Origin of the sequence: Luteimonas campi (assembly GCF_051162505.1) — a bacterium.
In the GTDB taxonomy this organism is placed as follows: domain Bacteria; phylum Pseudomonadota; class Gammaproteobacteria; order Xanthomonadales; family Xanthomonadaceae; genus Luteimonas.
Genome location: NZ_JBNWEM010000002.1, coordinates 865832 through 890603 on the forward strand (window position 1 = coordinate 865832; position 24772 = coordinate 890603).

General features: G+C 71.7%; 18 protein-coding genes. 10 read left to right on the plus strand and 8 right to left on the minus strand.

Annotation, left to right across the window (positions count from 1 at the left end; translation table 11 throughout):
* Window positions 1-65 precede the first annotated feature (65 nt).
* Entirely contained in the window at window positions 66-287 is a 222-nt protein-coding gene (locus tag ACQYVW_RS08785) for a hypothetical protein (protein WP_434946720.1), read from the plus strand.
* Between the two features lie 74 nt (window positions 288-361).
* Here the strand turns inward: ACQYVW_RS08785 and ACQYVW_RS08790 are convergent, their stop codons facing one another.
* The 5 genes from ACQYVW_RS08790 to ACQYVW_RS08810 all read right to left on the minus strand — a co-directional run bounded on the left by ACQYVW_RS08790 (window position 362) and on the right by ACQYVW_RS08810 (window position 6244).
* The gene (locus ACQYVW_RS08790; RefSeq protein ID WP_434946721.1) at window positions 362-2587 is read right to left on the minus strand and encodes an NADP-dependent isocitrate dehydrogenase; all 2226 of its coding nucleotides are present in this window, start codon (window positions 2585-2587) and stop codon (window positions 362-364) included.
* Between the two features lie 489 nt (window positions 2588-3076).
* Entirely contained in the window at window positions 3077-3568 is a 492-nt protein-coding gene (locus tag ACQYVW_RS08795) for a hypothetical protein (RefSeq protein ID WP_434946722.1), read from the minus strand.
* 37 nt (window positions 3569-3605) lie between these two features.
* The gene (locus tag ACQYVW_RS08800) at window positions 3606-3980 is read right to left on the minus strand and encodes a LysM peptidoglycan-binding domain-containing protein (protein ID WP_434946723.1); all 375 of its coding nucleotides are present in this window, start codon (window positions 3978-3980) and stop codon (window positions 3606-3608) included.
* 87 nt (window positions 3981-4067) lie between these two features.
* Entirely contained in the window at window positions 4068-4880 is an 813-nt protein-coding gene (gene queF, locus ACQYVW_RS08805) for an NADPH-dependent 7-cyano-7-deazaguanine reductase QueF (protein ID WP_434946724.1), read from the minus strand.
* Between the two features lie 41 nt (window positions 4881-4921).
* Window positions 4922-6244, minus strand: coding sequence for an amidohydrolase (locus ACQYVW_RS08810; RefSeq protein WP_434946725.1), 1323 nt, complete (start codon window positions 6242-6244; stop codon window positions 4922-4924).
* Between the two features lie 107 nt (window positions 6245-6351).
* Between ACQYVW_RS08810 and ACQYVW_RS08815 the strand changes: the two genes are divergently transcribed.
* Complete coding sequence (locus tag ACQYVW_RS08815) at window positions 6352-7137, plus strand: TSUP family transporter (protein ID WP_434946726.1); 786 nt, start codon at window positions 6352-6354, stop codon at window positions 7135-7137.
* Here ACQYVW_RS08815 and ACQYVW_RS08820 read toward each other — a convergent pair.
* Both ACQYVW_RS08820 and ACQYVW_RS08825 read right to left on the minus strand, forming a co-directional pair.
* A complete protein-coding gene (locus tag ACQYVW_RS08820; RefSeq protein WP_434936487.1) occupies window positions 7134-8429 on the minus strand; it encodes an amidohydrolase in 1296 nt (431 codons plus the stop codon). The genes ACQYVW_RS08815 and ACQYVW_RS08820 overlap by 4 nt on opposite strands.
* Window positions 8430-8973: 544 nt before the next feature.
* The gene (locus ACQYVW_RS08825) at window positions 8974-9618 is read right to left on the minus strand and encodes a mechanosensitive ion channel domain-containing protein (protein WP_434946727.1); all 645 of its coding nucleotides are present in this window, start codon (window positions 9616-9618) and stop codon (window positions 8974-8976) included.
* Window positions 9619-9876: 258 nt separating this feature from the next.
* On the opposite strand from ACQYVW_RS08825, the gene ACQYVW_RS08830 reads away from it, so the two are divergent.
* The 3 genes from ACQYVW_RS08830 to ACQYVW_RS08840 all read left to right on the plus strand — a co-directional run bounded on the left by ACQYVW_RS08830 (window position 9877) and on the right by ACQYVW_RS08840 (window position 14117).
* Window positions 9877-10746 carry an HpcH/HpaI aldolase/citrate lyase family protein gene (locus ACQYVW_RS08830; RefSeq protein WP_434936990.1) on the plus strand — a complete coding sequence of 290 codons (870 nt, stop codon included), beginning with the start codon at window positions 9877-9879 and terminating at the stop codon, window positions 10744-10746.
* Window positions 10743-13145: a sodium:solute symporter gene (locus ACQYVW_RS08835; RefSeq protein WP_434946728.1), complete on the plus strand. Its 2403-nt coding sequence runs from the start codon at window positions 10743-10745 to the stop codon at window positions 13143-13145. The genes ACQYVW_RS08830 and ACQYVW_RS08835 overlap by 4 nt, the downstream gene beginning before the upstream one ends.
* A 96-nt stretch (window positions 13146-13241) precedes the next feature.
* Window positions 13242-14117: a LysR family transcriptional regulator gene (locus ACQYVW_RS08840; protein ID WP_434935956.1), complete on the plus strand. Its 876-nt coding sequence runs from the start codon at window positions 13242-13244 to the stop codon at window positions 14115-14117.
* 14 nt (window positions 14118-14131) lie between these two features.
* On the opposite strand, the gene ACQYVW_RS08845 is transcribed toward ACQYVW_RS08840, so the two are convergent.
* Window positions 14132-15814 carry an alkaline phosphatase gene (locus ACQYVW_RS08845; protein WP_434935954.1) on the minus strand — a complete coding sequence of 561 codons (1683 nt, stop codon included), beginning with the start codon at window positions 15812-15814 and terminating at the stop codon, window positions 14132-14134.
* Between the two features lie 224 nt (window positions 15815-16038).
* Between ACQYVW_RS08845 and ACQYVW_RS08850 the strand changes: the two genes are divergently transcribed.
* The 5 genes from ACQYVW_RS08850 to ACQYVW_RS08870 all read left to right on the plus strand — a co-directional run bounded on the left by ACQYVW_RS08850 (window position 16039) and on the right by ACQYVW_RS08870 (window position 24692).
* Window positions 16039-18180 (plus strand): TonB-dependent receptor, encoded by a 2142-nt coding sequence (locus ACQYVW_RS08850; protein ID WP_434935952.1) that lies wholly within the window; start codon window positions 16039-16041, stop codon window positions 18178-18180.
* Between the two features lie 130 nt (window positions 18181-18310).
* A complete protein-coding gene (locus tag ACQYVW_RS08855; protein ID WP_434946729.1) occupies window positions 18311-19537 on the plus strand; it encodes a serine hydrolase domain-containing protein in 1227 nt (408 codons plus the stop codon).
* Window positions 19534-20490, plus strand: a complete 957-nt coding sequence (locus tag ACQYVW_RS08860; protein WP_434946730.1) for a ribokinase — start codon at window positions 19534-19536, stop codon at window positions 20488-20490. The genes ACQYVW_RS08855 and ACQYVW_RS08860 overlap by 4 nt, the downstream gene beginning before the upstream one ends.
* Before the next feature lie 112 nt (window positions 20491-20602).
* On the plus strand, window positions 20603-22804 hold the full coding sequence (locus tag ACQYVW_RS08865; protein WP_434936732.1) for a formylglycine-generating enzyme family protein: 2202 nt from the start codon (window positions 20603-20605) through the stop codon (window positions 22802-22804).
* Window positions 22797-24692, plus strand: a complete 1896-nt coding sequence (locus ACQYVW_RS08870; protein WP_434946731.1) for a glycoside hydrolase family 127 protein — start codon at window positions 22797-22799, stop codon at window positions 24690-24692. The genes ACQYVW_RS08865 and ACQYVW_RS08870 overlap by 8 nt, the downstream gene beginning before the upstream one ends.
* The last annotated feature ends 80 nt before the right edge of the window (window positions 24693-24772 follow it).

Consider the following 24772-nt stretch of genomic DNA (forward strand, 5'->3'; position numbering starts at 1 on the left):
AAGGATCGCTTTTTCGGCGCTGATCATGCGCCTACCGTTCGCTTCACTCAACGAGGAGCGATGGCATGAACATCTACGGCGGACTGTTGTTCAACCAGGGCCACGTCCAGGACCCGGCGACCGCGCGCATGCTGGCCGACGCCTCCGGCGCGGCGGCGCCGCCCGTCCAGGCGCAGCGCCCCCCGCCTGCGGCAGGCACGCGCCAGGACGCCGCGCGGCTGGCCCAGGCGCGCGGCGTCCGTGGTGGGGTGGAGCTGTGGGCGGCGCTGCTCGCCGCGTTCCGCTGAGAGGCGGAATGGCCCGGACGGACCCGTGCTGCCGCGGCCCCGTCCCGTCTGCGGGGCCGGGGCGTGGCGGGCGATCAGCCGGCGAGCGCGGCCAGCGCGGCGTTGAAAGTCTCGCTGGGCCGCATCGCCGCCGAGACCTTGTCCATGTCCGGACGGTAATAGCCGCCGATGTCGACGGCGCGGCCCTGCACGCCGTTGAGCTCGGCGACGATCGCCTCTTCCTGCGCGGCCAGCGCCTGGGCCAGCGGCGCGAACTTCGCCTTCAGCGCGGCGTCCTCGTCCTGCGCGGCCAGGGCCTGCGCCCAGTACATCGCCAGGTAGAAGTGGCTGCCGCGGTTGTCGATCGTGCCCAGCTTGCGGCCCGGCGACTTGTTGGTGTCCAGGAAGCGTCCGTTGGCCTCGTCCAGCGCCCGCGCCAGTGCCGGCGCGGCCGAGTTCAGCCAGCGATGGCTGATGTGCTCGAGCGATGCGGCCAGCGCCAGGAACTCGCCCAGCGAATCCCAGCGCAGGTAGTTCTCTTCCAGGAACTGCTGCACGTGCTTGGGCGCGCTGCCGCCGGCGCCGGTCTCGAACAGGCCGCCGCCGGCCATCAGCGGCACGATCGACAGCATCTTGGCGCTGGTGCCCAGCTCCATGATCGGGAACAGGTCGGTGAGGTAGTCGCGCAGCACGTTGCCGGTGACCGAGATGGTGTCCTCGCCCCGGCGGATCCGTTCGAGCGAGAACTTCATCGCCTCGACCGGCGCCAGGATGCGGATGTCGAGTGCGCCGGTGCTGTGCTCCTTCAGATACGCCTCGACCTTGGCGATCACCTGGGCGTCGTGCGCACGTGCGCGGTCGAGCCAGAACACCGCCGGCGTACGGCTGATCGCGGCGCGGTCCACCGCCAGCTTCACCCAGTCGCGGATCGGCGCGTCCTTGGTCTGGCAGGCGCGCCAGATGTCGCCGGCCTCGACCGCGTGCTCGAACAGCGTCTCGCCCGCGCCATTGGTCACGCGGATCACGCCGTCGCCGGGCGCGCGGAAGGTCTTGTCGTGACTGCCGTACTCCTCGGCCTTCTGCGCCATCAGGCCGACGTTGGGCACGCTGCCCATGGTGGCCGGGTCGAAGGCGCCGTTGGCCTTGCAGTCGGCGATCACCGCCTGGTAGATGCCGGCGTAGCAGCGGTCGGGGATCACCGCCTTGGCGTCCTGCAGCTTGCCTTCGGCGTTCCACATGCCGCCGGAGTCGCGGATCATCGCCGGCATCGAGGCGTCGACGATCACGTCGCTGGGCACGTGCAGGTTGGTGATGCCCTTGTCGGAGTTCACCATCGCCAGCGCCGGGCGCTGCGCGTACAGCGCTTCGAGCTCGGCGATGATGGCGTCGCCGCCTTCGAACTCGCCGGCGCGCGCGTACAGGTCGCCGATGCCGTTGTCGGGATTGAAGCCGGCGGCGGCCAGCGCCGCGGCGTGCTTCTCGAGCACGGGGCGGTAGAACTCCTCGACCACCACGCCGAACATCACCGGGTCGGAGACCTTCATCATGGTCGCCTTCAGGTGCAGCGAGAACAGCACGCCCTGCGCCTTCGCGTCCTCGATCTGGCGCGCGATGAACGCCGACAGCGCCTTGCGCGACATGCGCGCGGCATCGACGATCTCGCCGGCCTTCACCTTCAGGCCGTCCTTGAGCACCTGGTTGCGTCCGTCGCTGCCGTGGAAGGCGATCGTCAGGGTGTCGTCCGCGGCCATCGTCGCCGACTGTTCGCTGCCGTAGAAATCGCCCTCGTCCATGTGCGCCACGTGCGACTTCGAATCGGCCGACCACTTGCCCATCCGGTGCGGGTGCTTGCGCGCGTAGTTCTTGACCGACAGCGGCGCGCGGCGGTCCGAGTTGCCTTCGCGCAGCACCGGGTTGACCGCGCTGCCCATGGCCTTGCCGTAGCGCGCGCGGATGTCCTGCTGCGCGGCGTCCTGCGGTTCGTCGGGATACTCGGGCAGCGGATAGCCCTGCGCCTGCAGTTCCTTGATGGCGGCCTTGAGCTGCGGCACCGAGGCGCTGATGTTGGGCAGCTTGATGATGTTGGCGTCCGGCGTCTTGGCCAGCTCGCCGAGTTCGGCCAGATCATCGCTCACGCGCTGCGCCGGCGACAGCAGCTCGGGGAACTGCGCCAGGATCCGCCCCGACAGCGAGATGTCGCGCGTCTCCACCGCGATGCCCGCGGCGCCGGCGAAGGCCTGCACGATCGGCAGCAGCGAGGCGGTGGCCAGGAACGGCGCTTCGTCGGTGAGGGTGTAGAGGATCTTCGGCGTATCGGACATGCGCGGTTCTCGGCTCGAATGGCGGGATCGGTCAACGCGCCATTGTCGCGCTTTCGGCCGGCGCAGGGCAAAACGGGGCCGTATGCATGTCGCTGTCAGCGTCGTCGCGAAAAACGCGTGTGCGGCGATGGGTGAGGGAGCCTGTAGGAGCCGGCTCATCGCGACGGCTGGGTCCCGCCGCTGCCGGCGGGCCTGCTCCGCGAATGTCCCCCGGCATGCGCGTCGCGCATGCCTCCTCCTTGATTTCGCTGCGCAGGCCCACCGGCAGCGGCGAGACCCAGCCTGCGGGAGACGCCTCGGCGGGCCACGGCCTAAACGCAAATACGGCGCACGCTGTCGGCCAGCAACGCGAAGTGGTTCGGATGTTCCCCAGGCAAAGCGGTGCAACCTGCGGAAAAGGCTGCCCGCCCACACAGCACCGCGACCCCCGGAACGGAAAGAAGCGCGGCTCGCGCCGCGCTTCCCGGTCCAAACGCCTCGAATGGACAGTTACTTGACGTCGAACTCGCTGCTGTTGATCACGTTGCCGTCCTGCGAGATCTCGACGCGATAGCGGCCCGTCGGCCAGCCGTCCGGCTTGCTGATGTGGAAATCGGTGGTCTGGGCGCCCGCGGCGATGTCCTTGGTTTCTTCGGCGACCGTCTGGTTGCTGTCCAGGTGCGTCCACCTGGCGGTGAGGCGGCTGGCGCTGGCACCGTCGGTGGCGACCGAGGCATGGATGGTGTCGCCCGCCGAGAACGAGGTCAGCGGCGTGGCGATCGTGTTGTTGGCGTCGATGGCGTTGCCGAGGGTGACCGTTGCGGTGCTGGCCGGTGCGGGCGCAGGCGCGGGCATTGCCGGCGGCGGGGTGGCGGCGGGGGTGGTGTCGGCCGGCGTGGTGGGCGTGGCGGCGGGGGCGGGCTCGTCGCGGCGGCAGCCGGCGAGGGCGGTGGCGCCGACGAGGGCGACGAGCAGGGCCTGGGTGAGACGCGTGCGGTTCATGTCGGTGTCCTCTTGATCAGGGGCTTCGGGAGGGCGCTCAGGCGGCGGAGGGTGGCGGACCCTTGCCTTCGCCGTCCTGCTCGATCTCAGGCAGGGTGATCACCTGTCCAGGGAAGATGCGGTCGGGGTTGTCGAGGGTGTCGCGGTTGGCCTCGAAGATGCGCTGCCAGTGGCTGGCCTTGCCGTAGACCCGCTGCGCGATCGCCGACAGCGTGTCGCCCTTCTCGACGGTGTAGCTGCGCGCGCCGATGCTGCCCGGCCCGCCCTGGGCGGTGGGCACGGTGTCGGCACCGCTGGAGACGTTGGAAAAGTCGGGCTTCGCGCCCGCCAGCGTGGGGCTGCCGCCTTCGGCGGGGCGGGTGTTGGCCCCGCTCTGGACGTTGGAAAAATCGGGCTTCCTGTCGTTGCTCATGACAAAAGCTCCTGGCCGGTGGTGTGCGGCAGGACGGTGGCACGCAGGACGTTAAGACCGCATCGCGGCCGACGGCCGCGGACGGGCCTATTGGCGCAGGTCGCGGCGTGCGGGCGGCGGGGCGCTGCCGGGGGTGCCGCGCCAGGGATTGATGTCCAGGCCGCCGCGGCGGGTATAGCGCGCCTCCACCGACAGCGCCTGCGGACGGCAGCGTGCCAGCAGGTCGACGAAGATCTGCTCCACGCACTGCTCGTGGAAGCCGGCGTGCTCGCGGAACGAGACGAGATATCGCAGCAGGCTGGCGCGGTCGATGCGCGGGCCCCGGTAGGCGATGTCCAGCGTGGCCCAGTCGGGCTGGCCGGTGACCGGGCAGTTGGACTTGAGCAGGGCGCTGCGCAGGGTCTCCTCGGCGATGTCGTCCCCGGCGGTGTCCAGCAGGGTGGGATCGGGCGGGCCATAGCGGTCGATGGCCACGTCCAGGTCGTCGATGGCGACCGCATCAGCGGCGTCCGAGAGCGGCGGCAGGCCCACGGCCACCTCGACCGGGCCGCCCGCGGCGCGCGAAACATCCGTCGCGATGGTGGCGCGCGCGGCCTCCGCCGCATCGAAGCGCGCGCCATTGAGCGAATTGAGATAGAGCTTGAGCGACTTGGACTCGACCAGGTTGGGCGTCGAGGCCGGCACCGTCAGGGTGGCGGTGGCGACGACCGGCTTGCCGCGCGCATCCAGCCACGACAGCTCGTAGGCGTGCCAGCGGTCGTGGCCGACAAACGGCAGCGCGCCCGCCAGCGGCAGGCCCTGGCGGCCCGCTGCGCGTGGGATCGGGAACAGCAGCGCCGGGTCGTACTGGCGCGGATACGCGACCTCGCGGCCGAGCAGCGAATCTTCGGGTCGGGACATGCGTGCATTCTATCGCCGCGCATGCCGCCGGGCCCGGCCGCTCAGCCGGCCGGATCCAGGTAGTCGAGGCTGACCTGCAGCAGCGCGCGCAAGCCCACGTCCAGCGCCGATTCGTCGAGGAAGAACTCGGGCGAATGGTTGCTGGGCGCCTTGAACGGGTCCTGGCCCTGCGGCGTGGCGCCGACGAAGAAGAACATGGCCGGCACCTCGCGCGCGTAGAACGAGAAGTCCTCCGCGCCCATGGTCAGGCCCGGGTCGATCACGTTGCCCGCGCCCACCACCTTCTCCAGGCTCGGCCGCATGCGCGTGGTGAGTCCGGCGTCGTTGACCGTCACCGGGTTGCCCTTGCTGTCGGGCACCTGGGCCACCGCGGTGGCGCCGTGGGCCTGGGCCACCTTCTCGGCCACGTTGGCCAGGTCGGCGAAGACCTGCTGGCGCATGTCCTCGTCGAAGGTGCGGATCGTGCCCACCAGCTCCACGCTGTCGGGAATGATGTTGTAGCGGATGCCGCCGCGCACCGAGCCGAAACTCACCACCACCGGCTGCTTCGAGATGTTCTGGCGGCGGCTGACGATGCTCTGCGCGCTGCCGACCACGTCGGCCGCGGCCACGATCGGGTCGATCCCGCCCCAGGGCCGCGAGCCGTGGGTCTGGCGGCCCTGGACCACGATGTTGAAGCGGTCGGAGGCGGCCATCAGCGGGCCGCCGCGCACGCCGATCTGGCCGGCGTTGATGGTCGAGAACACGTGCAGGCCGAACACCGCCTCGGGCTTGAACCTGTCGAACAGGCCCTGCGCCAGCATTTCCTCGGCGCCGCCCTCCTCGCCATCGGGCGGGCCTTCCTCGGCCGGCTGGAAGATGAAGAGCACCTCGCCGGCGAGCTGCTCGCGCATCGACACCAGCGCCTGCGCCACGCCCATCAGGATCGCGGTGTGCGCGTCGTGGCCGCAGGCGTGCATCACGCCGGTGGTCTCGCCGCGGTAGGTGGCGGTGGCGGTGGAGGCGAAAGGCAGGCCGGTGCGCTCGGTGACCGGCAGCGCGTCCATGTCGGCGCGCAACGCGATGCGCGGGCCGGGCCTGCCGCCCTTGAGCACCGCGGTCACGCCGGTGGTGGCGATGCCGGTCTGCGGCTCCAGGCCCAGCGCGCGCAGGTGGTCGGCGACCAGCGCGGCGGTGCGGGTTTCGCGGTTGCCGAGCTCCGGATGCTGGTGGATGTCGCGGCGCCACTCCACGACCTGCGCCTGCAGCGCGCGCGCGGCCTCGGCCACCTCCGCGCGCTGCCCCTCCTGCGCGGAGGCCGGCAGCGACAGGCAGGCGGCGAGCATGAGCGCAAGCAGGCTCGGCACGGGGCGGGACTGTCGCATCGCGTCTTCTCCGGGCGGGAATGCGGAGGATGCTACCGGATCGGACCGGCCTGGCCGCGTAGAATCGCCGGCTCTCCTCGACTTGCGCTGCGCCCGGGCCACTTTCGATGTACGAGATCGCAGCGCACGCGCTGGCCTGGCTGTTCGTCGCCGCCCTGCTGGCCGGTTTCATCGACGCGATCGCGGGCGGCGGCGGCATGGTCACCATTCCGGCGATGCTGCTGGCCGGGCTCCCGCCGCTGCAGGTGCTGGGCACCAACAAGCTGCAGGCGGTGTTCGGCTCGGGCGCGGCCAGCTGGAGCTATGCGCGCGGCGGCCACGTCGACCTGCGAGGGCAATGGCCGATGGTGCTGACCGCCGCGATCGGTGCAGCCGGCGGCGCCGTGCTGGCGACGGTGCTGCCCACCGACTGGCTGCGCATGGTGCTGCCGCTGCTGCTGATCGCGATCGCGCTGTACTTCGGGCTCAAGCGCGGTGTCGGCGAACTGGAGCGCCATCGTCGCGTCAGCCCGCTGCTGTTCGGCCTGCTGTTCGTGCCGGCGATCGGCTTCTACGACGGCGTGTTCGGGCCCGGCACCGGCTCGTTCTTGATGCTGGGGTTCGTGACCCTGGCCGGCTTCGGCATCCTCAAGGCCACCGCCCACACCAAGTTCCTCAACTTCGGCTCCAACGTCGGTGCGCTGGCGGTGTTCCTGGCGGCCGGGGCGGTGATCTGGAAGGTGGGGCTGGTGATGGGCGTGGGGCAATGGATCGGCGCGCGCCTGGGTTCGCATTTCGCCATGCGCCAGGGGGCGCGCGTGATCCGGCCGCTGCTGGTGGTGGTGTCGATCGCCCTGGCGCTGCGGCTGCTCGCCGATCCGGCGCACCCGCTGCGGCAGTGGCTGGGGGCCTAGCCGCCGCCGAGGAAGTCCACGGTGGCCTGCAGCATCGCGCGCACGCCGAGGTCGAGCGCGGATTCGTCCGGTGCGTACTGCGGCGAGTGGTTCATCGGCGCCGATTCCAGCGGCTGGCCCTGCGGCGTGGTGCCGACGAAGAAGTACAGCCCGGGCACCACGTTGGCGAACTGCGAGAAATCCTCGGCGATGGTGTAGCGCGGGACCTCGACCACGTTGCCGGCGCCGGCGGCCTTGACCAGCGACGGGCGCAGGCGTTCGAGCAGGGCCGGGTCGTTGCTGGTCGAGGGCGCATTGCCCGCGATCTCGAGCGTGGCGCTGGCGCCGCTTGCGGCGGCGAAGTGCTCGGCTGTGCTGCGAAAACGCGCGATCACGTCTTCGCGTACGCCGGGGTCGAAGGTCCGCAGCGTGCCCACCATCGTCGCCTCGTCGGGAATGATGTTGAAGCGCGTGCCGGCCTGGATCTGGCCGGCGGTCAGCACCACCGGATGCGCGGTGATGTCGACCTGGCGGGCGATGACCGACTGCGCGCCCAGCAGCACCTGCGCCGCCACCGTGATCGGGTCCACGCCGGCCCAGGGCTGCGAGCCGTGGGTCTGGCGGCCCTGGATCTTCAGCGTCCATTCGTCGGCGCTGGCCATGAACGGGCCGGCGCGCACGCCGATCTGGCCGGCGTGCAGCCGCGACCACACGTGCAGGCCCATCACCGCATCGGGCGCGAAGTCCTCGAAGATGCCCTCGTCGAGCATGCGCTTCGCGCCCGCGACCTCGCCGGCCACCGGCGGACCCTCCTCGGCCGGCTGGAACACGAACATCACCTCGCCGGCCAGCTGCTCGCGCATGCCGGCCAGGGCCTCGGCCACGCCCATCAGGATCGCCACGTGCAGGTCGTGGCCGCAGGCATGCATCACCCCGACGGGCTGGCCGCGGTACGTGCTTGTCACGGTCGAGGCGAACGGCAGGCCCGTCGCCTCGGTGACCGGCAGCGCGTCCATGTCCGCGCGCAGCGCAAGGCGCGGTCCCGGCCTGCCGCCCTTGAGCACGGCGACGACGCCGGTCGGGCCGATGCCGGTCCGTGGTTCCAGGCCGAGCGCACGCAGATGTTCGGCCACCACGCGCGCGGTGCGCGTTTCCTGGTTGCCGAGTTCCGGATGCCGATGCAGGTCGCGCCGCCATTCGACCACCTTCGGCTGTACGCCGCGGGCGGCGGCATCGATGTCCGCGGCGACCTGCGCCAGGGACAGCGAGGGGGCGAGCGCAAGCGCGAGCAGGGCGAAGGCGGGACGAAGCATGCGGAGTCCTCGGCAGCGGAAGCCTGCATCGTATGCGAGTGCGGCGCCCGCGGCGGGCCGCCGCCTGTGCCTGACCCGCCGCGGTGCGGGATGACCCGTTACTGCCGGCGTCACCACGGCATTGCCTGGAGCATGCCCGGCCCGCTGCGGTGGAAACTTCCCGCCTTCCGCCTTCCGCCTTCCGCCTTCCGCCTTCCGCCTTCCGCCTCTCGCCAATCGCCAATCGCCAATCGCCAATCGCCAATCGCCAATCGCGTCGAAGCAACGCCATCCGGTCGCGATGCCGCGGTGGCCCGGGCCGGGGTGGCGCAAGCGGCACATGGATGTGTCGCGGCCGCGAGTGCGGACACGGACGTCTGCCCGAGTGGTGCGCCACCCCGGCCCGGGGCACTGCGGCCCCACCGAAGAAACGTGCCCCCGGCCGCCGCCTGCCCGGACGCAATACGCTGCCCCTGCCACTGCACCGGGGCCGCTCCGGAACCCCGCCACGCAGATCGACGCCACGATCAGGCAGCAGTCGCCTCCCGCCTGCGGCACCCTCGACTTACGGGAAGTTGCCCGCCACCGCACTGCCCCCACCGCCGACGCCGGGCGGCCGCGAGCCGCCGTCGTCGCCTGCCGCGTCGCCGGCCAGCGCCTCGAGCCGCGGCGGCGGCTCGCCGCGCCAGCGCCGCGTCGCGCGCTGGAAGAACAGGCTGTTGGGCACGCGCAACACGCTTTCGCCGCCGCCGGGATGGCTTTCCTCCAGCGTCACGTACACCAGGTTCATATCGATCACCCGCCCGCGCAGGCCGGGCTTGTCGCCGCTTTCCACCAGCTCGATGTGGTCGAGCAGGCGGAACGGCCGCGTGATCAGGATCAGCAGCGCGCAGAACACATTGGTCAGCACGCTCCACAGCGCGAAGAACGCCACCGCCGCCACGGTCGCGAAGCCGGTGAACGCACCCCACAGCACCGCGCCCGACACGCCCAGCACGCGCAGCACCAGCAGCAGCGCCGCGAATCCGATCAGGAAGCCGATGGTGCGCCGCGCGATGATCACGATCTCGGCCGGCAGCTCGTAGCGCCGCGCCACGCGCCGCACCAGCCGCAGCAGCAGCCAGCGCAGCAGCAGCGCGCACACCACCACCAGCACCACCTGCAGCAGCGCCATGATCTCCTCCGGCCAGGTCTGCAGCCAGGCGGGCATGAACCGGCTCATCGCGGCTGGCCGCGGCCGCGCGTGTACGCAGCGGCGCGCATGCAACCGGGGATGGAAACAGCGAACGGGACCATGCGCATGCGGGTTCCAGCCGGCACGCAGCGCCGGTTCGACGGGCGGCAAGCTTGCAGCAGCGGGGGACGCGCGGCAAGCCGGACGAAAGCAAACTTATCTTCTGAACATCGCAGCGTCGCCTATTGATGGCGGCCCGGATTGCGCACACTGCCCGCGATAGCGGGAGAGGTGATGCGCAGCAAGCTGTTCGTACCGGGCGGGCGCCCGGACCTGTTCGCCAAGGCCTGGGCCGGCGCGGCCGACGCCGTGTCCTTCGACCTCGAGGACGCGGTCGCCGAGGAGCGCAAGGCCGGCGCGCGCGCCGATATCGCCGCGTTCCTCGCCACCCATGCGCGCGACCGCGGCGCCAGGCTGGCGATCGTGCGGGTCAACGCGCCCGGCACGCACCATTTCGAAGCCGATCTGGAGGCGATCGTGCCCGCCGGCCCCGACCTGATCAACGTGCCCAAGCTCGAGTCCGCGGCGCAGGTGCTCGAGGTGGTGGCCGCGCTCGAGCGCCTCGACCGGCAAGGCGCGGGCGGCACGCCGCCGCGCCTGCTGCTCAACATCGAAACCCCGCGCGGCCTGAGGTGCGCGGCCGAGATCGCGGCCGCGCATCCGCGCGTGGCCGGCCTGCAGCTCGGGCTGGGCGACCTGTTCGAAACGCAAGGCATCCGCCGCGACGATCCGGCCAACGTGCATGCGGCCATGTTCCGCGTAGCCATGGCCGCGGCCGAGGCCGGCGTCTTCGCCTGCGACGGCGCGCACCCGGATTTCCGGGACCGGGCCGCGTTCGAGCACGAGGCACGGATCGCGCAGGGCCTGGGTTTCATCGGCAAGAGTTGCATCCATCCCCAGCAGATCGCCTGGGCGCACGTCGTGTTCACCCCCGACGCGGCCGCCCTGGCGTGGGCGCGCAAGGTCGTCTCCGCGGCTGCCGAGGCCCGCTCCCAGTCGCGCGCCGCGTTCGCGGTGGATGGCCGGATGGTCGATCTGCCCTACCTGCGCCGCGCCGAACGCCTGCTGGCGCAGGCCGGCGCCCAGCTGCCTGCCGCGCCGTGAGGCCCGACCGCCTGCCGGGACGCGCCCGGCCGGACACGTTGCCCGGCTGGCTGCTGGCGCAGCTGATGCTCCTGGCCGTGCTGGTGGCCACCGTGTTCCCGGTCAGGGCCGAGAGCGTGGTGCTGACCCGCGAGCACGCGCTGCCGCGACTGCCCGCCGGCGCCGACCCGGGCTCGCTCACCGCACTGGGCGGACAGCTGGTGGTGCGGGCCGAGGGCGCCGCCTGGGCGCTGGCGCCCGGCGCCGCGGACTGGCGCACGGTGCAGTTGCCCGACGACGGCGACATGGCGCTGCTGGCGACCGCGACCGCCGGCCCGCGCAGCTACCGCCTGCTCGGCGAGGCCGCACTGCAGCGCATCGATGCCGTGGCCTGGTTGGGCGATCGCCTGGTGGCCACGCCGGTGCCGGCTCCGCCCGAACCGCTGCGCGCCCCGCAGGCGGCCGTGCTTGGCGACGACCTGTATCTGGTCGGCCTGGCCGCCGATGGTCGCACCCGGCTCTGGGTCCTGCCCCGGACCGGGACGGGACAGGGCGCCTGGCGCTCGCACGACGGTTGGCCGGGCGATGCGGTTCCGCAGTCGCTGGCGGCGCAGAAGTCGGCGCTCTACCTCGCCGACGACGACGGCGCGCTCTGGCGCTGGACCTCTGACGCCGGCTGGTCGCGACGGGCCGCGCTGCCCGCCGCGGCGATCCAGGGCCAGGTCCGCGCGATCGGCCAGGCGCACCTGCTCTACCTCCTGCAGTCGCCGGGCGGCGCGCAGCCGCGGCTGTTCCACGTGATCACCGAGGCCTGGGCCGACTGGCCCGGCGCAACCCCAGCGGCCGCCTCGGGCCGCGTGCATGGCGATGGCGTGCTCTGGCGCGGCGCCGCGGGCGCGCTGACCTCCAGCCAGCTGCAGGCCGGCAGGCACCTGCTGCGCGCGCTGGACTGGGTGGTGATCTCCCTGTACCTGGCGGCGATGCTGGGCATGGGCTTCTGGTTCTATTTCCGCGACCAGGCCGACAGCACGTCCGACTTCTTCGTCGGCGGCCGCAGCATCCCGTTCTGGGCCGCGGGCATCAGCCTGTACGCCACCAACACCAGTTCGATCAGCTTCATCGCGATCCCGGCCAAGGCCTTCGACACCAACTGGCAGTACATGACCAACAACCTGATGGCCGTGGTCGGGTTGATGTTCGTGGCGGTGTGGATCGTGCCGCTGCTGCGCAGGCTGGACCTGATGAGCGTGTTCTCCTACCTGGAAACGCGCTTCCACCCGGCGATCCGCATGCTCTCCAGCGCACTGTGCATCGTGATGCAGATCGGCGCGCGCATGAGCGTGATCCTGTTCCTGCCGGCGCTGGCGATCTCCACCATCACCGGCGTGGACGTGGTCTGGTCGATCCTGCTGATGGGCGTGTTCACCATCATCTACTCCACCGTCGGCGGCTCCAAGGCGGTGATCTGGACCGACGTGGTGCAGGTGATCGTGATGTTCGGCGGCGCGCTGTTCGCGGTCGGCTTCATCTTCTGGCAGTCCGGCGCGGACCTGCCGCAGCTGATGGAGGCGGCCGCGGCGCAGGACAAGACCCGGCTGCTGGACTTCAGCTTCGACCTCACCAAGGCCACGGTCTGGGGCTTCATCTTCCTGGTCGTGTTCGACGTGGTGCTGACCTTCCCCAAGGACCAGGTGCTGATGCAGCGCACCCTGTCGACGAAGGACGACAAGGCCGCCGGGCGCTCGATCTGGGCGTTCGCGGCGATGATGATTCCCGGCGGCATCGTGTTCTACGGCATCGGCACCGCGCTGTGGATGTACTACCGCAACAACCCGGAGCGGCTCAATCCGCTGCTGCCGATCGACGCCACCTTCCCGCTGTTCATCGCCGCCGAGCTGCCGGCCGGCGTGACGGGGCTGATCATCGCCGGCATCTTCGCCGCGGCGATGTCGACCCTGTCGAGCATCATCAACTCGGTCTCGACCCTGGTGTCGGTGGACTTCTACCAGAAGATCGCGCGCAACCCGGACGAGAAGACCGCGCTGCGCATCGCCGAATGGTCGGGCGTGGGGGTGGGCCTGGTCGGCATCGCGATCGCGCTGGTGATGAGCCGCTACGACATCCATTCGCTGTTCGACGTGTCGATCGAGCTGGCCGGCCTGCTCGGCGGCGGTTTTGCCGGTGCCTACACCCTCGGCATGTTCACCCGCCGCGCCAACTCCGCGGGCGTGGCGATCGGCGTGGCCGGCTCGATCGTGATCACCCTGGTGTGCTGGTCGATGGACCTGGTCCACCCCTACTTCTACCTGGCGATCTCGATCGCGCTGTGCATCGTGATCGGCTATGTCGCCAGCCTGTTCTTCCCGCCCCCGACGCGTTCGCTGGAGGGGCTGACCATCCACACGCCGGCCGCGGGCTGAACCCGCGGGCGCCCGCGCGCCCCGTGCGGCGGCGCGGGTGTCATCATGGCGACCGCATTGCGCGCGCCTGCCCGGCGCGCGACCGGGGCAGGGCAGTTGGATACGCAGTTTCTCTACACCTTCGTCAACGTGGTCGACCGCGGCTCGATGGCCGCCGCGGCCCGCTTCCTCAACATCACCCCCGCCGCGGTGGCGCAGCAGATCCGCACCCTGGAGCGCGAGCTGGGCGTACCGCTGATCGCGCGCGCCGGGCGCACGGTCAATGTCACCGAGGAGGGTGCGCGCATCCTGGAGCGCGTGCGCGCGGTGCTGCGCGACGTGTCCGACCTGCGCAGCGTCGCCAATGACCGCGCCGTCGCCGGTGAGCTGCGCCTGGGCGCCTGCCCGACGGTGCTGGTGGGCATGCTGCCGGACGTGCTGGCGCGCATGGTCAGCCGGCTGCCGCAGATCAACGTGTTCATCAAGCCCGGGCATTCGGCCGAGCTGTACGGCGATGTCGAGCGCGGCGAACTGGACGCGGCGCTGGTGCTGCAGGCGCCGTTCGAACTGCCCAAGACCTGCCGCTGGGAGCTGCTGCGCGAGGAGCCGCTGGTGGTGCTGGTGCCGGAGAAGTTCGCGCACCGCGATCCGCACGAGGTGCTGGCGAACGAACCGCTGATCCGCTACGACCGCCACCAGTGGGGCGGGCGGCTGGCCGAGGAATACCTGCGGCGCGTGGGCATCGTCCCGCGCGAGCGCTTCGAACTGAACGCGCTCAACTCCATCGCGGTGATGGTCGACCGCGGCCTGGGCGTGTCGCTGGTCCCGGACTGGCTGCCGCCCTGGCCCGAGGGCCTGCGCCTGGCGCGGCTGCGCCTGCCCGAGCAGAGCGAGGCGCGGCGCATCGGCATCGTCTGGTCGGCCAGCAGCGTGCGCGCGCGCGCTGTGGCGGCGCTGCGCGAGGAGTGCCTGAAGGTCTGCGCCACGCTGTAGCGCGTGGCGCCGCGTCAGTCGCGGAAGTCGGCAGGATCGGGCAGTCGCACCGGCACGCCCTCGCCGTCGCAGGTGCCGGCGGCGCACAGGCGCTGGCGCAGCCGCGGCACCGCCTGCACGATCAGGTGGTAGAGCACGTTCTGCTCGATGGTGCCGCGGAACGCCTCGCTGCCGGGGCCCAGCGCCCAGACGCCCACGTCCTCGCCGCCGTGGGTTTCGTCGTGCATCGGCACCAGCGCTTCCTGCAGGTAGTCCGGATCGGTGGTGTCCACCGCCGCAAGGTCGGGACGCCCCCGCGCGGGCGAAAAGCCACCGGGCTTGTGTGGAAAACGCTTGGGCCCGGCGGGCTGGCTTGCGCTGCTGCCGGCGTAGCCGGAGCCGTTGGCATAGGACAGCGTGGTGTAGGGCAGGCGGAGGCTGTCGAGCATCTCGCCGTCGGGGCGGCCATCGGGCGACAGGCGGCCGCGCACCGTGCCCAGGATCGGGTTGCCACGCGCGGGATAGCCGGCGAAGCTGAGGGTGTGCGCGTGGTCGGCGGTGACCACGACCAGCGTGTCCCGGGCCGAGGTCGCCGCCAGGGCGGCCTCCACCGCGCGCGACATGGCGATGGTCTCGTCCAGGGCGCGGTAGGCGTTGCCGGCGTGATGGGCGTGGTCGATGCGCGCGCTTTCCACCAGCAGCACGAATCCCTCCGGCTCGCGCGACAGCCGCTCGATGGCGATGCGCGTCATCTCGGCCAGGTCGGGCGTGCCGCCCTCGCCCGGGTCGCGGTCGTGGTGGTAGGGCATGTGGTCGGTCGCGAACAGCCCCAGCACCGCCGGCGCGGCGGCGGCCTGGCGCAGCTGCGCGGTGGTGCGCACGACCACGCCGCCGGAACTGCGCTCGGTCCATTCGCGGGTCAGGTCGCGGCCGTCGCGCCTGCGCCCGCCCGCCGGCGCTCCGTCCACGGATTCGGGCAGGAAACGTCCGAGCCCGCCACCGAGCAGCACGCGCGGGCCGCGGCCGGGGTCGAAGTCGAGCAGCTGCTGCGCGATGTCGCGACAGCCTGCCGCCAGCGCCTCGGCCGGCGTCTCGCGATCGCTTTCCCACTCGCGGCTGGGCGCATGCGCGTACGCGGCCGCCGGGGTGGCGTGGCTCAGCCGTGCAGTGGTGACGATGCCGGTGGCCATGCCGGCGCTCGATGCCAGCCGCAGCCAGGACAGCAGCTGCCGCTGCTGGCTGCTGCGGCAGTCGTCGACCGGCCCGGCCGCCACGCCGATCGCGCCCATGTGGGTTTTCACCCCGGTGGCGATGGCGGTCATGGTGCCGGCCGAGTCCGGCGTCTGGTGGTCGGTGTTGTAGGTCTTGCTGAGCGCGGTGTAGGGAAAATGCTCCCACGCCAGCTGGTGCTCCTCCCCGCTGCGCCCCTCGCGCTGGCCCGCCAGGATGCGCGCGGCGGCGACCGTGGTCAGGCTCATGCCGTCGCCGAGGAACACGATCACGTTGCGCGCGGCGGTCGTGCCCGCGCCGAGCCGGTGTGCGTGCAGCGCGCCATTGCGGTACCACCACGCAGCGGTCTCGGGCGCGGGCGCCACTTCCGGCACGACCGTGGTGGTGGTCGGCGGATGCGATGCGGGCGCGGACGCCGGCGGATGCATGCAGCCCGATGTCGCCAGCGCGAGCGCGGTGGCGATGCACGGAAGACGGAACGAACTCATGCGCGGCGTTTCCCCTGTTGCGACAACCTGGACCGGGCGCCGCTCCTGCAGGCGCCCCGCCCAGTGTTGCTGCGCCGCAACATAGATTGCCTGACATCAAAGGCAATAAAAACTGTCGAGTGAACGTAGCGTTATGCGCTCCGTGCCGCGTGCACCCGCACCTACCATGCGCTCCGTCGCCGGACCGTCCGGCCTTTCCCGAACCACATCGGAGCCACCGACCCATGCTCAAGCCGCTCAGTCTCGCTGTCGCGACGGCGCTCGTCCTCAGCACGCTCCAGCCCGCGCACGCGCAGGACGAGTCCGCCGATGCCGCGGCCACCGAGCCGGCCGCCGCCACGCCGGCGACGCTGGACAACGTGATCGTCACCGGCACGCGCATGCCGCGCGCCGCCGACCGCATCCCCGGCGCGGTGAGCGTGATCACCCGCGAGGAGATCAGCAATTCGCTGAGCCTGACCGAAGACGCCACCGCGGTGCTCTCGCGCATGATCCCGGGTTATTCGGAATCCTCGCAGGCGCTGACCAACTCGGGCGAGACCCTGCGCGGGCGCATCGCGCTGCGCCTGTTCGACGGCGTGCCGCAGACCTCGCCGCTGCGCGAGACCAATCGCGCCGGCAGCTTCACCGACCTCGGCATTGTCGAGCGCATCGAGGTGATCAACGGCCCCTCCGCGGCCGAGGGCATCGGCGCGGCCGGCGGCATCATCAACTACATCTCCAAGCGCCCGGTCGACGGCACCGAGGCCACGCTCAGCACCCGCTGGAGCACGCAAGGCAAGGGCGACAGCCACGGCTGGAAGGTGGGCATGACCGTGGGCCATGGTCAGGACGAGTACGACGTGCTGATGTCGGCCTCGTTCGTCGAGCGCGGCATGGCCTACGACGGCAGCGGCCGCGCGATCGGCATGCGCGGTTCGGGCACGATCAACGACTCCGAATCGCGCAACCTGTTCCTGAAGTTCGGCACGAACTTCGGCGAGGACGGCATGCAGCGCCTGCAGGCGACCATCAGCAAGTTCCACCTGGTGGGCAAGGGCAACTACACCGGCGTCGACGGCGACCGCGCCAACGGCCTGACCAACACCGCCGTGCGCGGCACGCCGCTGGGCGCGAAGACCGAGTTCAACGACTTCGACCAGGTGCAGCTGCAGTACCGCCACGACGACCTGTTCGGCGGCAGCCTGCTGGTGGACGCCTACCGCGCCGACCAGGCCATGCGTTACCCGGCCGAGGACGGCAGCGACCGCCAGGATCCGGACATCGCGCCGATCGGCACGCTGATCGACCAGTCCGAGGTCAACTCGGCCAAGCGCGGCGCGCGCGCCTCGTACGCACGCGGCGACGCCTTCGGCATCGCTGGCCTGGAGCTGCGCGGCGGCGTGGACCACGTCACCGACACCACCGACCAGCGCCTGGCGCTGACCCAGCGCGTGTGGGTGCCGCCGATGGAGTACACCAGCACCGCGCCCTACCTGCAGGTCTCCTACGATCTGGACCAGCTGACCCTGAGCGCCGGCGTGCGCCGCGAGCGTGGCGAGCTGTCGGTCGATAGCTACACCACCACCTGGTACAACAACCGCGTGTTCGTCGAGGGCGGATCGCTGGACTACCGCGCCACGCTGCCGAACTTGGGCATGGTCTGGCGCTTCAACAACGAGTGGTCGGCCTATGCCTCGTACTCGGAAGGCTTCAGCCTGCCCAACGTCGGCATCCCGCTGCGCAACATCAACACCGCGGGCAATACGGTCGACGGCATCCTCGACCTGCAGGCGATCGTGGTGGAGAACAAGGAAATCGGCTTCAACTACCGTGGTCCGCGGGCCACGGCCAGCGCCTCGCTGTACCGCAGCTACTCCGAGTTCGGCGTCTCGCTCAGCACCAACCCGGAAACCGGCGACTTCGTGATGAACCGCGGCCCGGTCGAGATCGACGGCCTGGAACTGCTCGGCAGCTTCGCCTTCACCGACGCGCTGCGCGCCACCGCGATGTACTCGCGCGCGCTGGGCCGGACCTGGTGGACCGCCGGCGGCCCGCTGGACAGGCACATGGGCGCCAGCGACATCAGCCCCGACAAGTTCGGCCTGAACCTGCAGTGGGGCTTCGCGCCCAATGCCGAGCTGGTGCTGGCCTCGACCACCTACCGCGGGCGCAGCCTCAACACCGGCGAGGAGACCTCGGGCCGCACCCTGCTCGATCTGACCCTGGGCTACGACACCGGCGACTACGGCCGCCTGACCGTCGGCATCGAGAACCTGCTGGACAAGCAGTACATCCTGTTCGGTTCCGAATCCAGCCGCAGCAACGACGACTGGATGGCAGGCCGCGGCCGCATGTTCTCGCTGAGCCACACCATCACGTTCTGACGTGCAGGCGCGGCGGGCACCGTCCCGCCGCCGCCGGGCCGCCATGAGGCGGCCCGGTCCGTTTCCTCGGCGGTGCCGCGCCGCTTCGACCTCCCCTTCAGGAGCGGCGCGGCACCTGCCCTTTGACGACATGTCCCCCAAACCCCTCCGCATCCTGTTCCTCTTCGCCGCCTGGTCGGCCTGCCTGCTGGCCGCCGCCGCGGATCGCCCGGCCGATGCCGGGTCCGATGCCTGGCTGCGCGAGGCCGTGCTCGATCCCGGCTATCCCGGCGCGCGCCTGCTGATCGCCACGGACGAGGCGGTGCTCGTCGATCTCGCCGCCGGCCATGCCGACATCGCGCGCACGCGGCCGCTGCCTCCCGATGCGATCTACCGCATCCACTCCATGACCAAGCCGATCGTCTCGGCCGCGGCGCTGCGCCTGATCGGCGAAGGGCATGCGCGCCTGGACGATCCGGTCGCCACCCACCTGCCGGCGCTGGGCGGGCTGCGGGTGCTCGATGACGGGCAGCTGCGCGAACCGGCCCGCCCGGTGACGGTGCGCCACCTGCTCACCCATACCGCGGGCTTCGCGATTGGCGCCGGCGAGGCGCTGCAGCGCCGCGAGGCCGCGCAGCTGGAGCGCAGCCGCGATCTGGCCGACCTGGTCGAACGCCTGCGCGGGGTGCCGCTGGAGCGCGATCCGGGCACCGCCTTCGTCTACGACGGGCTGGCCACCGACGTGCTCGGCCGCCTGGTCGAGGTCTGGAGCGGACAGCTGCTCGATGCCTACCTGCAGGCGACGTTCTTCGACCCGTTGGGCATGCGCGATACCGGCTTCAGCGTGCCCGAGGCCCGGCGCCACCGGCTGGTGGAGCTCTCGCGCATGGGCGCGGATGGCCGCCTGGCGGCCGCGAACGAACCGCCGGGCCACGTGCCGGGCACCGCGCTGCGTCCCTATCCCAGCGCGGCCGGCGGGCTGTACTCCACCGCCGCCGACTACCTCGCCTTCGCGCGCATGCTGCTCGCGCGCGGCCGCCATGGCGAAGACGAACTGGTGCCGGCCAGGCTGGTGGCGGAGATGCTGCGCGACCAGCTGGCGCCGTTGGGCCTGTCCCATCCCTGGATCGAGGAAGGGCGCGGCCGCGGCTTCGGCCTGGGGCTGTCGGTGCTGCTCGATCCGCGCGCGATCGGCCGCAGCGGCGCGCCGGGGCAGGCGGGCTGGACCGGCTCGGCGTCGACCTATTTCGTGCTCGATCAGGCGAGAGGCGGCATCGGCATCCTCATGCTGCAGCATCTGCCCGGCGAGGGCGCGCACGAGCTGCCGCGCGTGGCGCTGCCCTTCTACAATTACGTGCAGCAGGTGCTGGCGCAATGAACACGATGCCGCGCAAGCGGGTGCTGGTGGCCGGTTCGGCCAATCTCGATTTCGTGGTGCGCGCGCCGCGCGCGCCGGCGCCCGGCGAAACCGTGCTCGGCGGCGGACTGCAGACCTTTCCCGGCGGCAAGGGCGCCAACCAGGCGGTGGCCTGCGCGCGCGCCGGCGATGCGCCGACCACGATGCTGGTCGCGCTGGGCGACGATCCGCAGGGCGCGCGCCTGCGCGATTCGCTGCGCGATGCCGGCGTGGCCCTGGCCGAGAAGCGCGCGGCCGGTGCCGCCAGCGGCGTGGCCTTCATCTGCATCGCCGACTCGGGCGAGAACTCGATCGTGGTCGCGCCCGGCGCCAACGAGCTGCTGTCCGGCGAGGACCTGCCGCCGCTCGACGGCATCAGCCACCTGCTGCTGCAGCTGGAAACGCCGCTGGCCAGCGTCACCGCCTATGCCGAACGCGCGCGCGCGGCCGGCGTCACCGTGGTGCTCAACGCCGCGCCGGCGCGGGTGCTGCCGCCGCGGCTGCTGGCCGCCGTCGACATCCTCGTGGTCAACGAGGGCGAACTGGCGGCCCTGGCCGGCGACACGAGCGACCTGGAAGCGGCGCTGCAGCGCCTGCCCGTGCCCTGCGCGATCGTGACCCTGGGCGGCGATGGCTGCGTCGCGCGCGAAGGGCGGTCGATCCTGCGCCAGGGCGCGTTCACCGTCGACGTGGTCGACACCACCGCCGCCGGCGACACCTTCTGTGGCGCCCTGGTGGCTACCCTGGCGCGCGGCGACACGCTCGCCCACGCCCTGCGCGAGGCCAGCGCAGCCTCGGCCCTGGCCTGCACCGCGGCGGGCGCGCAGTCGAGCATTCCCGACCGCACGGCGGTGCTGGCGATGCTCGATACGCAGGACGCGACCGCCGGCGCCCGGCGGCCGCGCGCCGCGCCGGGCCACCGCGGCGACGCATGAGGTTGAGCGCAGCCGGGGCCGGCGCGACGCGCGCCGTCCCCAAGCCAACAGTGCGCCGCCAGGGCGCGATGCCTGCGGCGCGGCCCGCATTCCCCTACGATCGACCGGTGCCATGACCTCTCCCTACGACATCCCCGAACACGATTCCGGCAGCGCCGACCACGGCCCGGTGCCGCCGCGCACCGAGTACAAGTTCTCGCACGTCACCACCGGCCGCTACCTGCCCACGCCGGGCAAGGCGCCGGCCTGGCCGTTCGCCGACATCGGGCACTGGATGATCGACGCCAACGAGAGCTCGGCCGACTGGCTGGCCGAGCTGCGCGACTGGCGCCGCGAGCACCTGGTGCGCATCGGCTACGACGATGCCAACTACCGGCGCCCGGAGCTGCAGTGGGCGCAGCGCAACTTCGTGCACGCGCAGATGATGGTGGAGGACCGCTACTTCTACGACGCGAACACCGGCCAGTACACGGTCGACCGCTACCTGGACGACCTGGAAGCGCGCTTCGGCGGCCTGGATTCGGTGCTGATCTGGTACATCTACCCCAACATCGGCATCGACGACCGCAACCAGTTCGACCTGGCGCACGACCTGCCCGGCGGCCTGGAAGGGCTCAAGCGCGCGGTGGACGCCTTCCATCGCCGCGGCGTGAAGGTGTTCCTGCCGGCCAAGCCCTGGGACCACGGCACCCGCGACCCGGGCTGCACGCACTGGGAAGGCCTGGCGCAGATCGTCAAGGCGGTGGGCGCCGACGGCATCAACGGCGATACCTTCAACGGCGTGCCGCGCGCGTTCTTCGATGCCTGCGAACGCATCGGCCATCCGGTGGTGGTGCAGCCGGAGTCCACGATCAGCGCCGAGGAGCAGCTGATCTGGAACGTGCAGAGCTGGGGCAAGAAGGCCCCCGACGGTCCGGTGCCGCCGGTGTCGAAGTGGAAGTGGCTCGAGCCGCGCCACATGGTCAACTACGAGAACCGCTGGGGCCGCGACCGCACCCACGACCTGCAGTACTGCTTCCTCAACGGCATCGGCTACAACGCCTGGGAAAACATCTGGGGCATCTGGAACCAGTTCACCCCGCGCAATGCCGAAGCGCTGCGCCGCATCGCCACCATCTACCGCCAGTTCCCGGCGCTGGTGGTGAGCATGGAGTGGGCGCCCTACCAGCTCACCGCCCAGCGCAACGTGTTCGTCAGCCGCTTCCCCGGCGAGGGCCGCGTGCTGTGGACGATGGCCAACCGCAACGAATACGACGTCGATGGCGAGCAGTTCGCCGTCGAGCATGTCGAGGGCACGCGCTACTACGACGTCTGGCACGGTCGCGCGCTGTCGCCGCGGGTGATCGACGGCCAGGCGCGGATCGAGCTGGCGCTGGAGGCGCGCGGGTTCGGCGCGGTGCTGGCGCTGGCGCCGGGTGTGGACGAACCGGGACTCGATGGCTTCCTCACCACGATCGCCGCGCAGGCCCGGCAGCCGCTCAATGCCCATTCGGGCGCCTGGCGCGCGCTGCCGCAGACCATGGTCGAGGTGGCGCCGACCGCGCCGCAGGCCGACGCACCCGAGGGCATGGTCGCCATCCCGGCCGGCGAGTTCCTGTTCAAGGTCGACGGCATCGAGATCGAGGGCTTCAACTGGGCCGGCGTGGACGTGCAGTACCCCTGGGAGCCCGGCCCGCGCCGCCACCACCACCGGCGCATGCAGCTGCCGGCGTTCCACATCGACCGCCACCCGGTGACCAACGCCCAGTTCCAGCGTTTCCTGCAGGACAGCGGCTACGCGCCACGCGATGCGGCGAACTTCCTGCGCCACTGGGTCGACGGTGCGCCGCGTCCGGGCTGGGAGCACCGCCCGGTGACCTGGGTGTCGCTGGAGGACGCGCGCGCCTACGCCGCCTGGGCCGGCAAGCGCCTGCCGCGCGAATGGGAGTGGCAGTACGCCGCGCAGGGCGGCGACGGCCGGCTCTACCCCTGGGGCAACGACTGGAACGAGGCCTATGTGCCGCGGGCCAACCGTGGCCGCCGGCTGCTGCCGCCCGACGAGATCGGGCAGCACCCGCAGGGCGCCTCCCCGTTCGGCGTCGAGGACCTGGTCGGCCACGTCTGGCAATGGACCGACGAGTTCGTCGATGCGCACACCCGCGCGGCGATCCTGCGCGGCGGCAGCAGCTACCAGCCGCAGACCTCGCACTGGTACTTCCCGCAGGCCTACCGGCTCGACCAGCACGGCAAGTACCTGCTGATGGCGCCGTGCAAGGACCGCTCGGGCACGATCGGCTTCCGCTGCGTGGTCGATGCGGAGCCGGCACGTGGCTGAGCGCGGCGCGCAGGCGCAGCGGCTGTCGCGTCCGGGGCAGGTGCGGCTGGAGGGCGTGCTGGGCGAGGCGCTGGACGCCAACCGTCGCGGGCGGCTGTCGCACTTCATCACCGGGCCGGACAGCCCGGCGATCGCGATCTTCGACCCGGCCCACCGCGAGCACAACGAGGAAGGCGACTGGTACGGCGAGCACGCCGGCAAGTGGCTGGCGGCCGCGGCCAAGGCCGCCGCGCGCGCCGACGATGCGCAGCTGCGCGCGCGCGTGCTGGCGGTGGCCGATCATCTGGCCGGGGTCCAGGCCGAGGACGGCTACCTCGGCAACTACGCGCCGCACCGCCGCTTCATGGTGCCGCAGCCGCCGAAGCCGGAAAGCTGGAATGGCGAGCCGGCGCTGCGCACCTGGGACATCTGGACCCACAGCTACCTGCTGCTGGGCCTGGTGGAGGTGCACCGCTGCTTCGGCCAGCCACAGCATCTGGCCGCCGCGTGCCGCATCGCCGACCTGTGCTGGCGCAGCTTCTGCCGGGACGGCCTGGACATCACCAGCGTCGGCAACCACCACGGCATGTCGGCCACGGTGCTGCTCGACCCGGCGGCCGAGCTCTACCTGCTCACCGGCGAGCCGCGCTACCTGGCGCTGGCCGAGCGGATCCTGGCGCAGGCCAACGCCAACCCGCGGCTGGCCCTGCTCGAGCGCGCGCTGGGCGGCGCCGACCCGTCCGAGATCGCCACCGGCAAGGCCTACCAGCTGTGCTGGAACCTGGTGGGGCTGGCGCGCCTGCACCGCGCCACCGGCCGCGACGACTATCGCGAGGCGGTCGACCGCCAGTGGCAGGCGATCCGCGACCATCAGCTGAGCCTGGGCGGCGGCCCGTTCGGTGGCATCGGCCACCGCTCGCGCGAGGTGTTCAACCCCGCCGGCGTGTTCGATCCCGAAGCCTACATCGAGACCTGCTCGGTGCTCGCCTGGATCCAGCTCAACCGCGAGCTGCTGGCGATCACCGGCCAGGCGCGCTACGCCGAGGAGATCGAGCGCAGCGCCTACAACGACCTGCTCGGCGCGCAAGCGCCCGACGGGGAAAACTGGGTCTACTACTCCTACGCCAACGGCCGCCGCATCCACACCAACTACTGGCGCTGCTGCAAGTCCAGCGGGGCGATGGCGCTGGAGGAACTGCCCGCGGTGGCCTGGGCGCACGACGATGACGGCGTGGTGGTCAACCTGCTCGGGCCGGGCGAAGCGCAGCTGCCGCTGCACGGCGGCGGCAGCGTGCGGCTGCGCCAGCGCACCGGCTATCCCTTCGACGGCGCGGTGCGCATCGAGGTCGAGCCCGACGCGCCCGCGCGCTTCCGCCTGCGCCTGCGCGTGCCCGCCTGGGCCGATGGCGCGACCCTCGCCGTCGGCGCGGACGCGGCGGCGCCCGTTGCGGCTGGCGAATACGCCGATGTCGAGCGCACATGGTCGCCCGGCGACGTGCTGCTGCTGGACCTGCCGATGCGCCCGCGCGTGCACCGCCGCGTGCACCGCAACGTGCAGGAATCGCGCGCGCCCGACGGCTCGCCGGTGCGCCAGCAGGTGCTGCACAACGCCTGGCTGGCGCTGTCGCGCGGTCCGCTGGCCTATGCCACCGGCCTGGTCGACGGCTACAAGCCGCGCGAGACCGTGCGCCTGCCCGAGGACGATGCCGCGCTGCGGATCGAGCAGCTGCCGCCGGCCGAAGGCGCGCACGCCATCCGCCTGCGCCTGCATTTCGACGACCGCGCGCCGCTGGAGTTCGAACCCTGGTACGCCGCCGGCGACCGCCGCGACCGCAGCTGGCGCCTGACCTGGCTGCACCTGGCGCCCTCGCCCGACGGTCGCGCCGAGGACGATTGCGGCGCGCTGTGAACGTGCCTGCGCTCAAACAAGATTCCCTGTGCGCTGAAGATAGGCGCCTGCGCTGTCCCGTCGCCGGTGCATCGGCAAGA

Coding starts and splice junctions, on each gene's coding strand:
- ACQYVW_RS08785 (WP_434946720.1), top strand. CDS start 66: ATGAACATCTACGGCGGACTGTTGTTCAACCAGGGCCACGTCCAGGAC.
- ACQYVW_RS08790 (WP_434946721.1), bottom strand. CDS start 2,587: ATGTCCGATACGCCGAAGATCCTCTACACCCTCACCGACGAAGCGCCG.
- ACQYVW_RS08795 (WP_434946722.1), bottom strand. CDS start 3,568: ATGAACCGCACGCGTCTCACCCAGGCCCTGCTCGTCGCCCTCGTCGGC.
- ACQYVW_RS08800 (WP_434946723.1), bottom strand. CDS start 3,980: ATGAGCAACGACAGGAAGCCCGATTTTTCCAACGTCCAGAGCGGGGCC.
- queF (WP_434946724.1), bottom strand. CDS start 4,880: ATGTCCCGACCCGAAGATTCGCTGCTCGGCCGCGAGGTCGCGTATCCG.
- ACQYVW_RS08810 (WP_434946725.1), bottom strand. CDS start 6,244: ATGCGACAGTCCCGCCCCGTGCCGAGCCTGCTTGCGCTCATGCTCGCC.
- ACQYVW_RS08815 (WP_434946726.1), top strand. CDS start 6,352: ATGTACGAGATCGCAGCGCACGCGCTGGCCTGGCTGTTCGTCGCCGCC.
- ACQYVW_RS08820 (WP_434936487.1), bottom strand. CDS start 8,429: ATGCTTCGTCCCGCCTTCGCCCTGCTCGCGCTTGCGCTCGCCCCCTCG.
- ACQYVW_RS08825 (WP_434946727.1), bottom strand. CDS start 9,618: ATGCCCGCCTGGCTGCAGACCTGGCCGGAGGAGATCATGGCGCTGCTG.
- ACQYVW_RS08830 (WP_434936990.1), top strand. CDS start 9,877: ATGCGCAGCAAGCTGTTCGTACCGGGCGGGCGCCCGGACCTGTTCGCC.
- ACQYVW_RS08845 (WP_434935954.1), bottom strand. CDS start 15,814: ATGAGTTCGTTCCGTCTTCCGTGCATCGCCACCGCGCTCGCGCTGGCG.
- ACQYVW_RS08850 (WP_434935952.1), top strand. CDS start 16,039: ATGCTCAAGCCGCTCAGTCTCGCTGTCGCGACGGCGCTCGTCCTCAGC.
- ACQYVW_RS08855 (WP_434946729.1), top strand. CDS start 18,311: ATGTCCCCCAAACCCCTCCGCATCCTGTTCCTCTTCGCCGCCTGGTCG.
- ACQYVW_RS08860 (WP_434946730.1), top strand. CDS start 19,534: ATGAACACGATGCCGCGCAAGCGGGTGCTGGTGGCCGGTTCGGCCAAT.
- ACQYVW_RS08865 (WP_434936732.1), top strand. CDS start 20,603: ATGACCTCTCCCTACGACATCCCCGAACACGATTCCGGCAGCGCCGAC.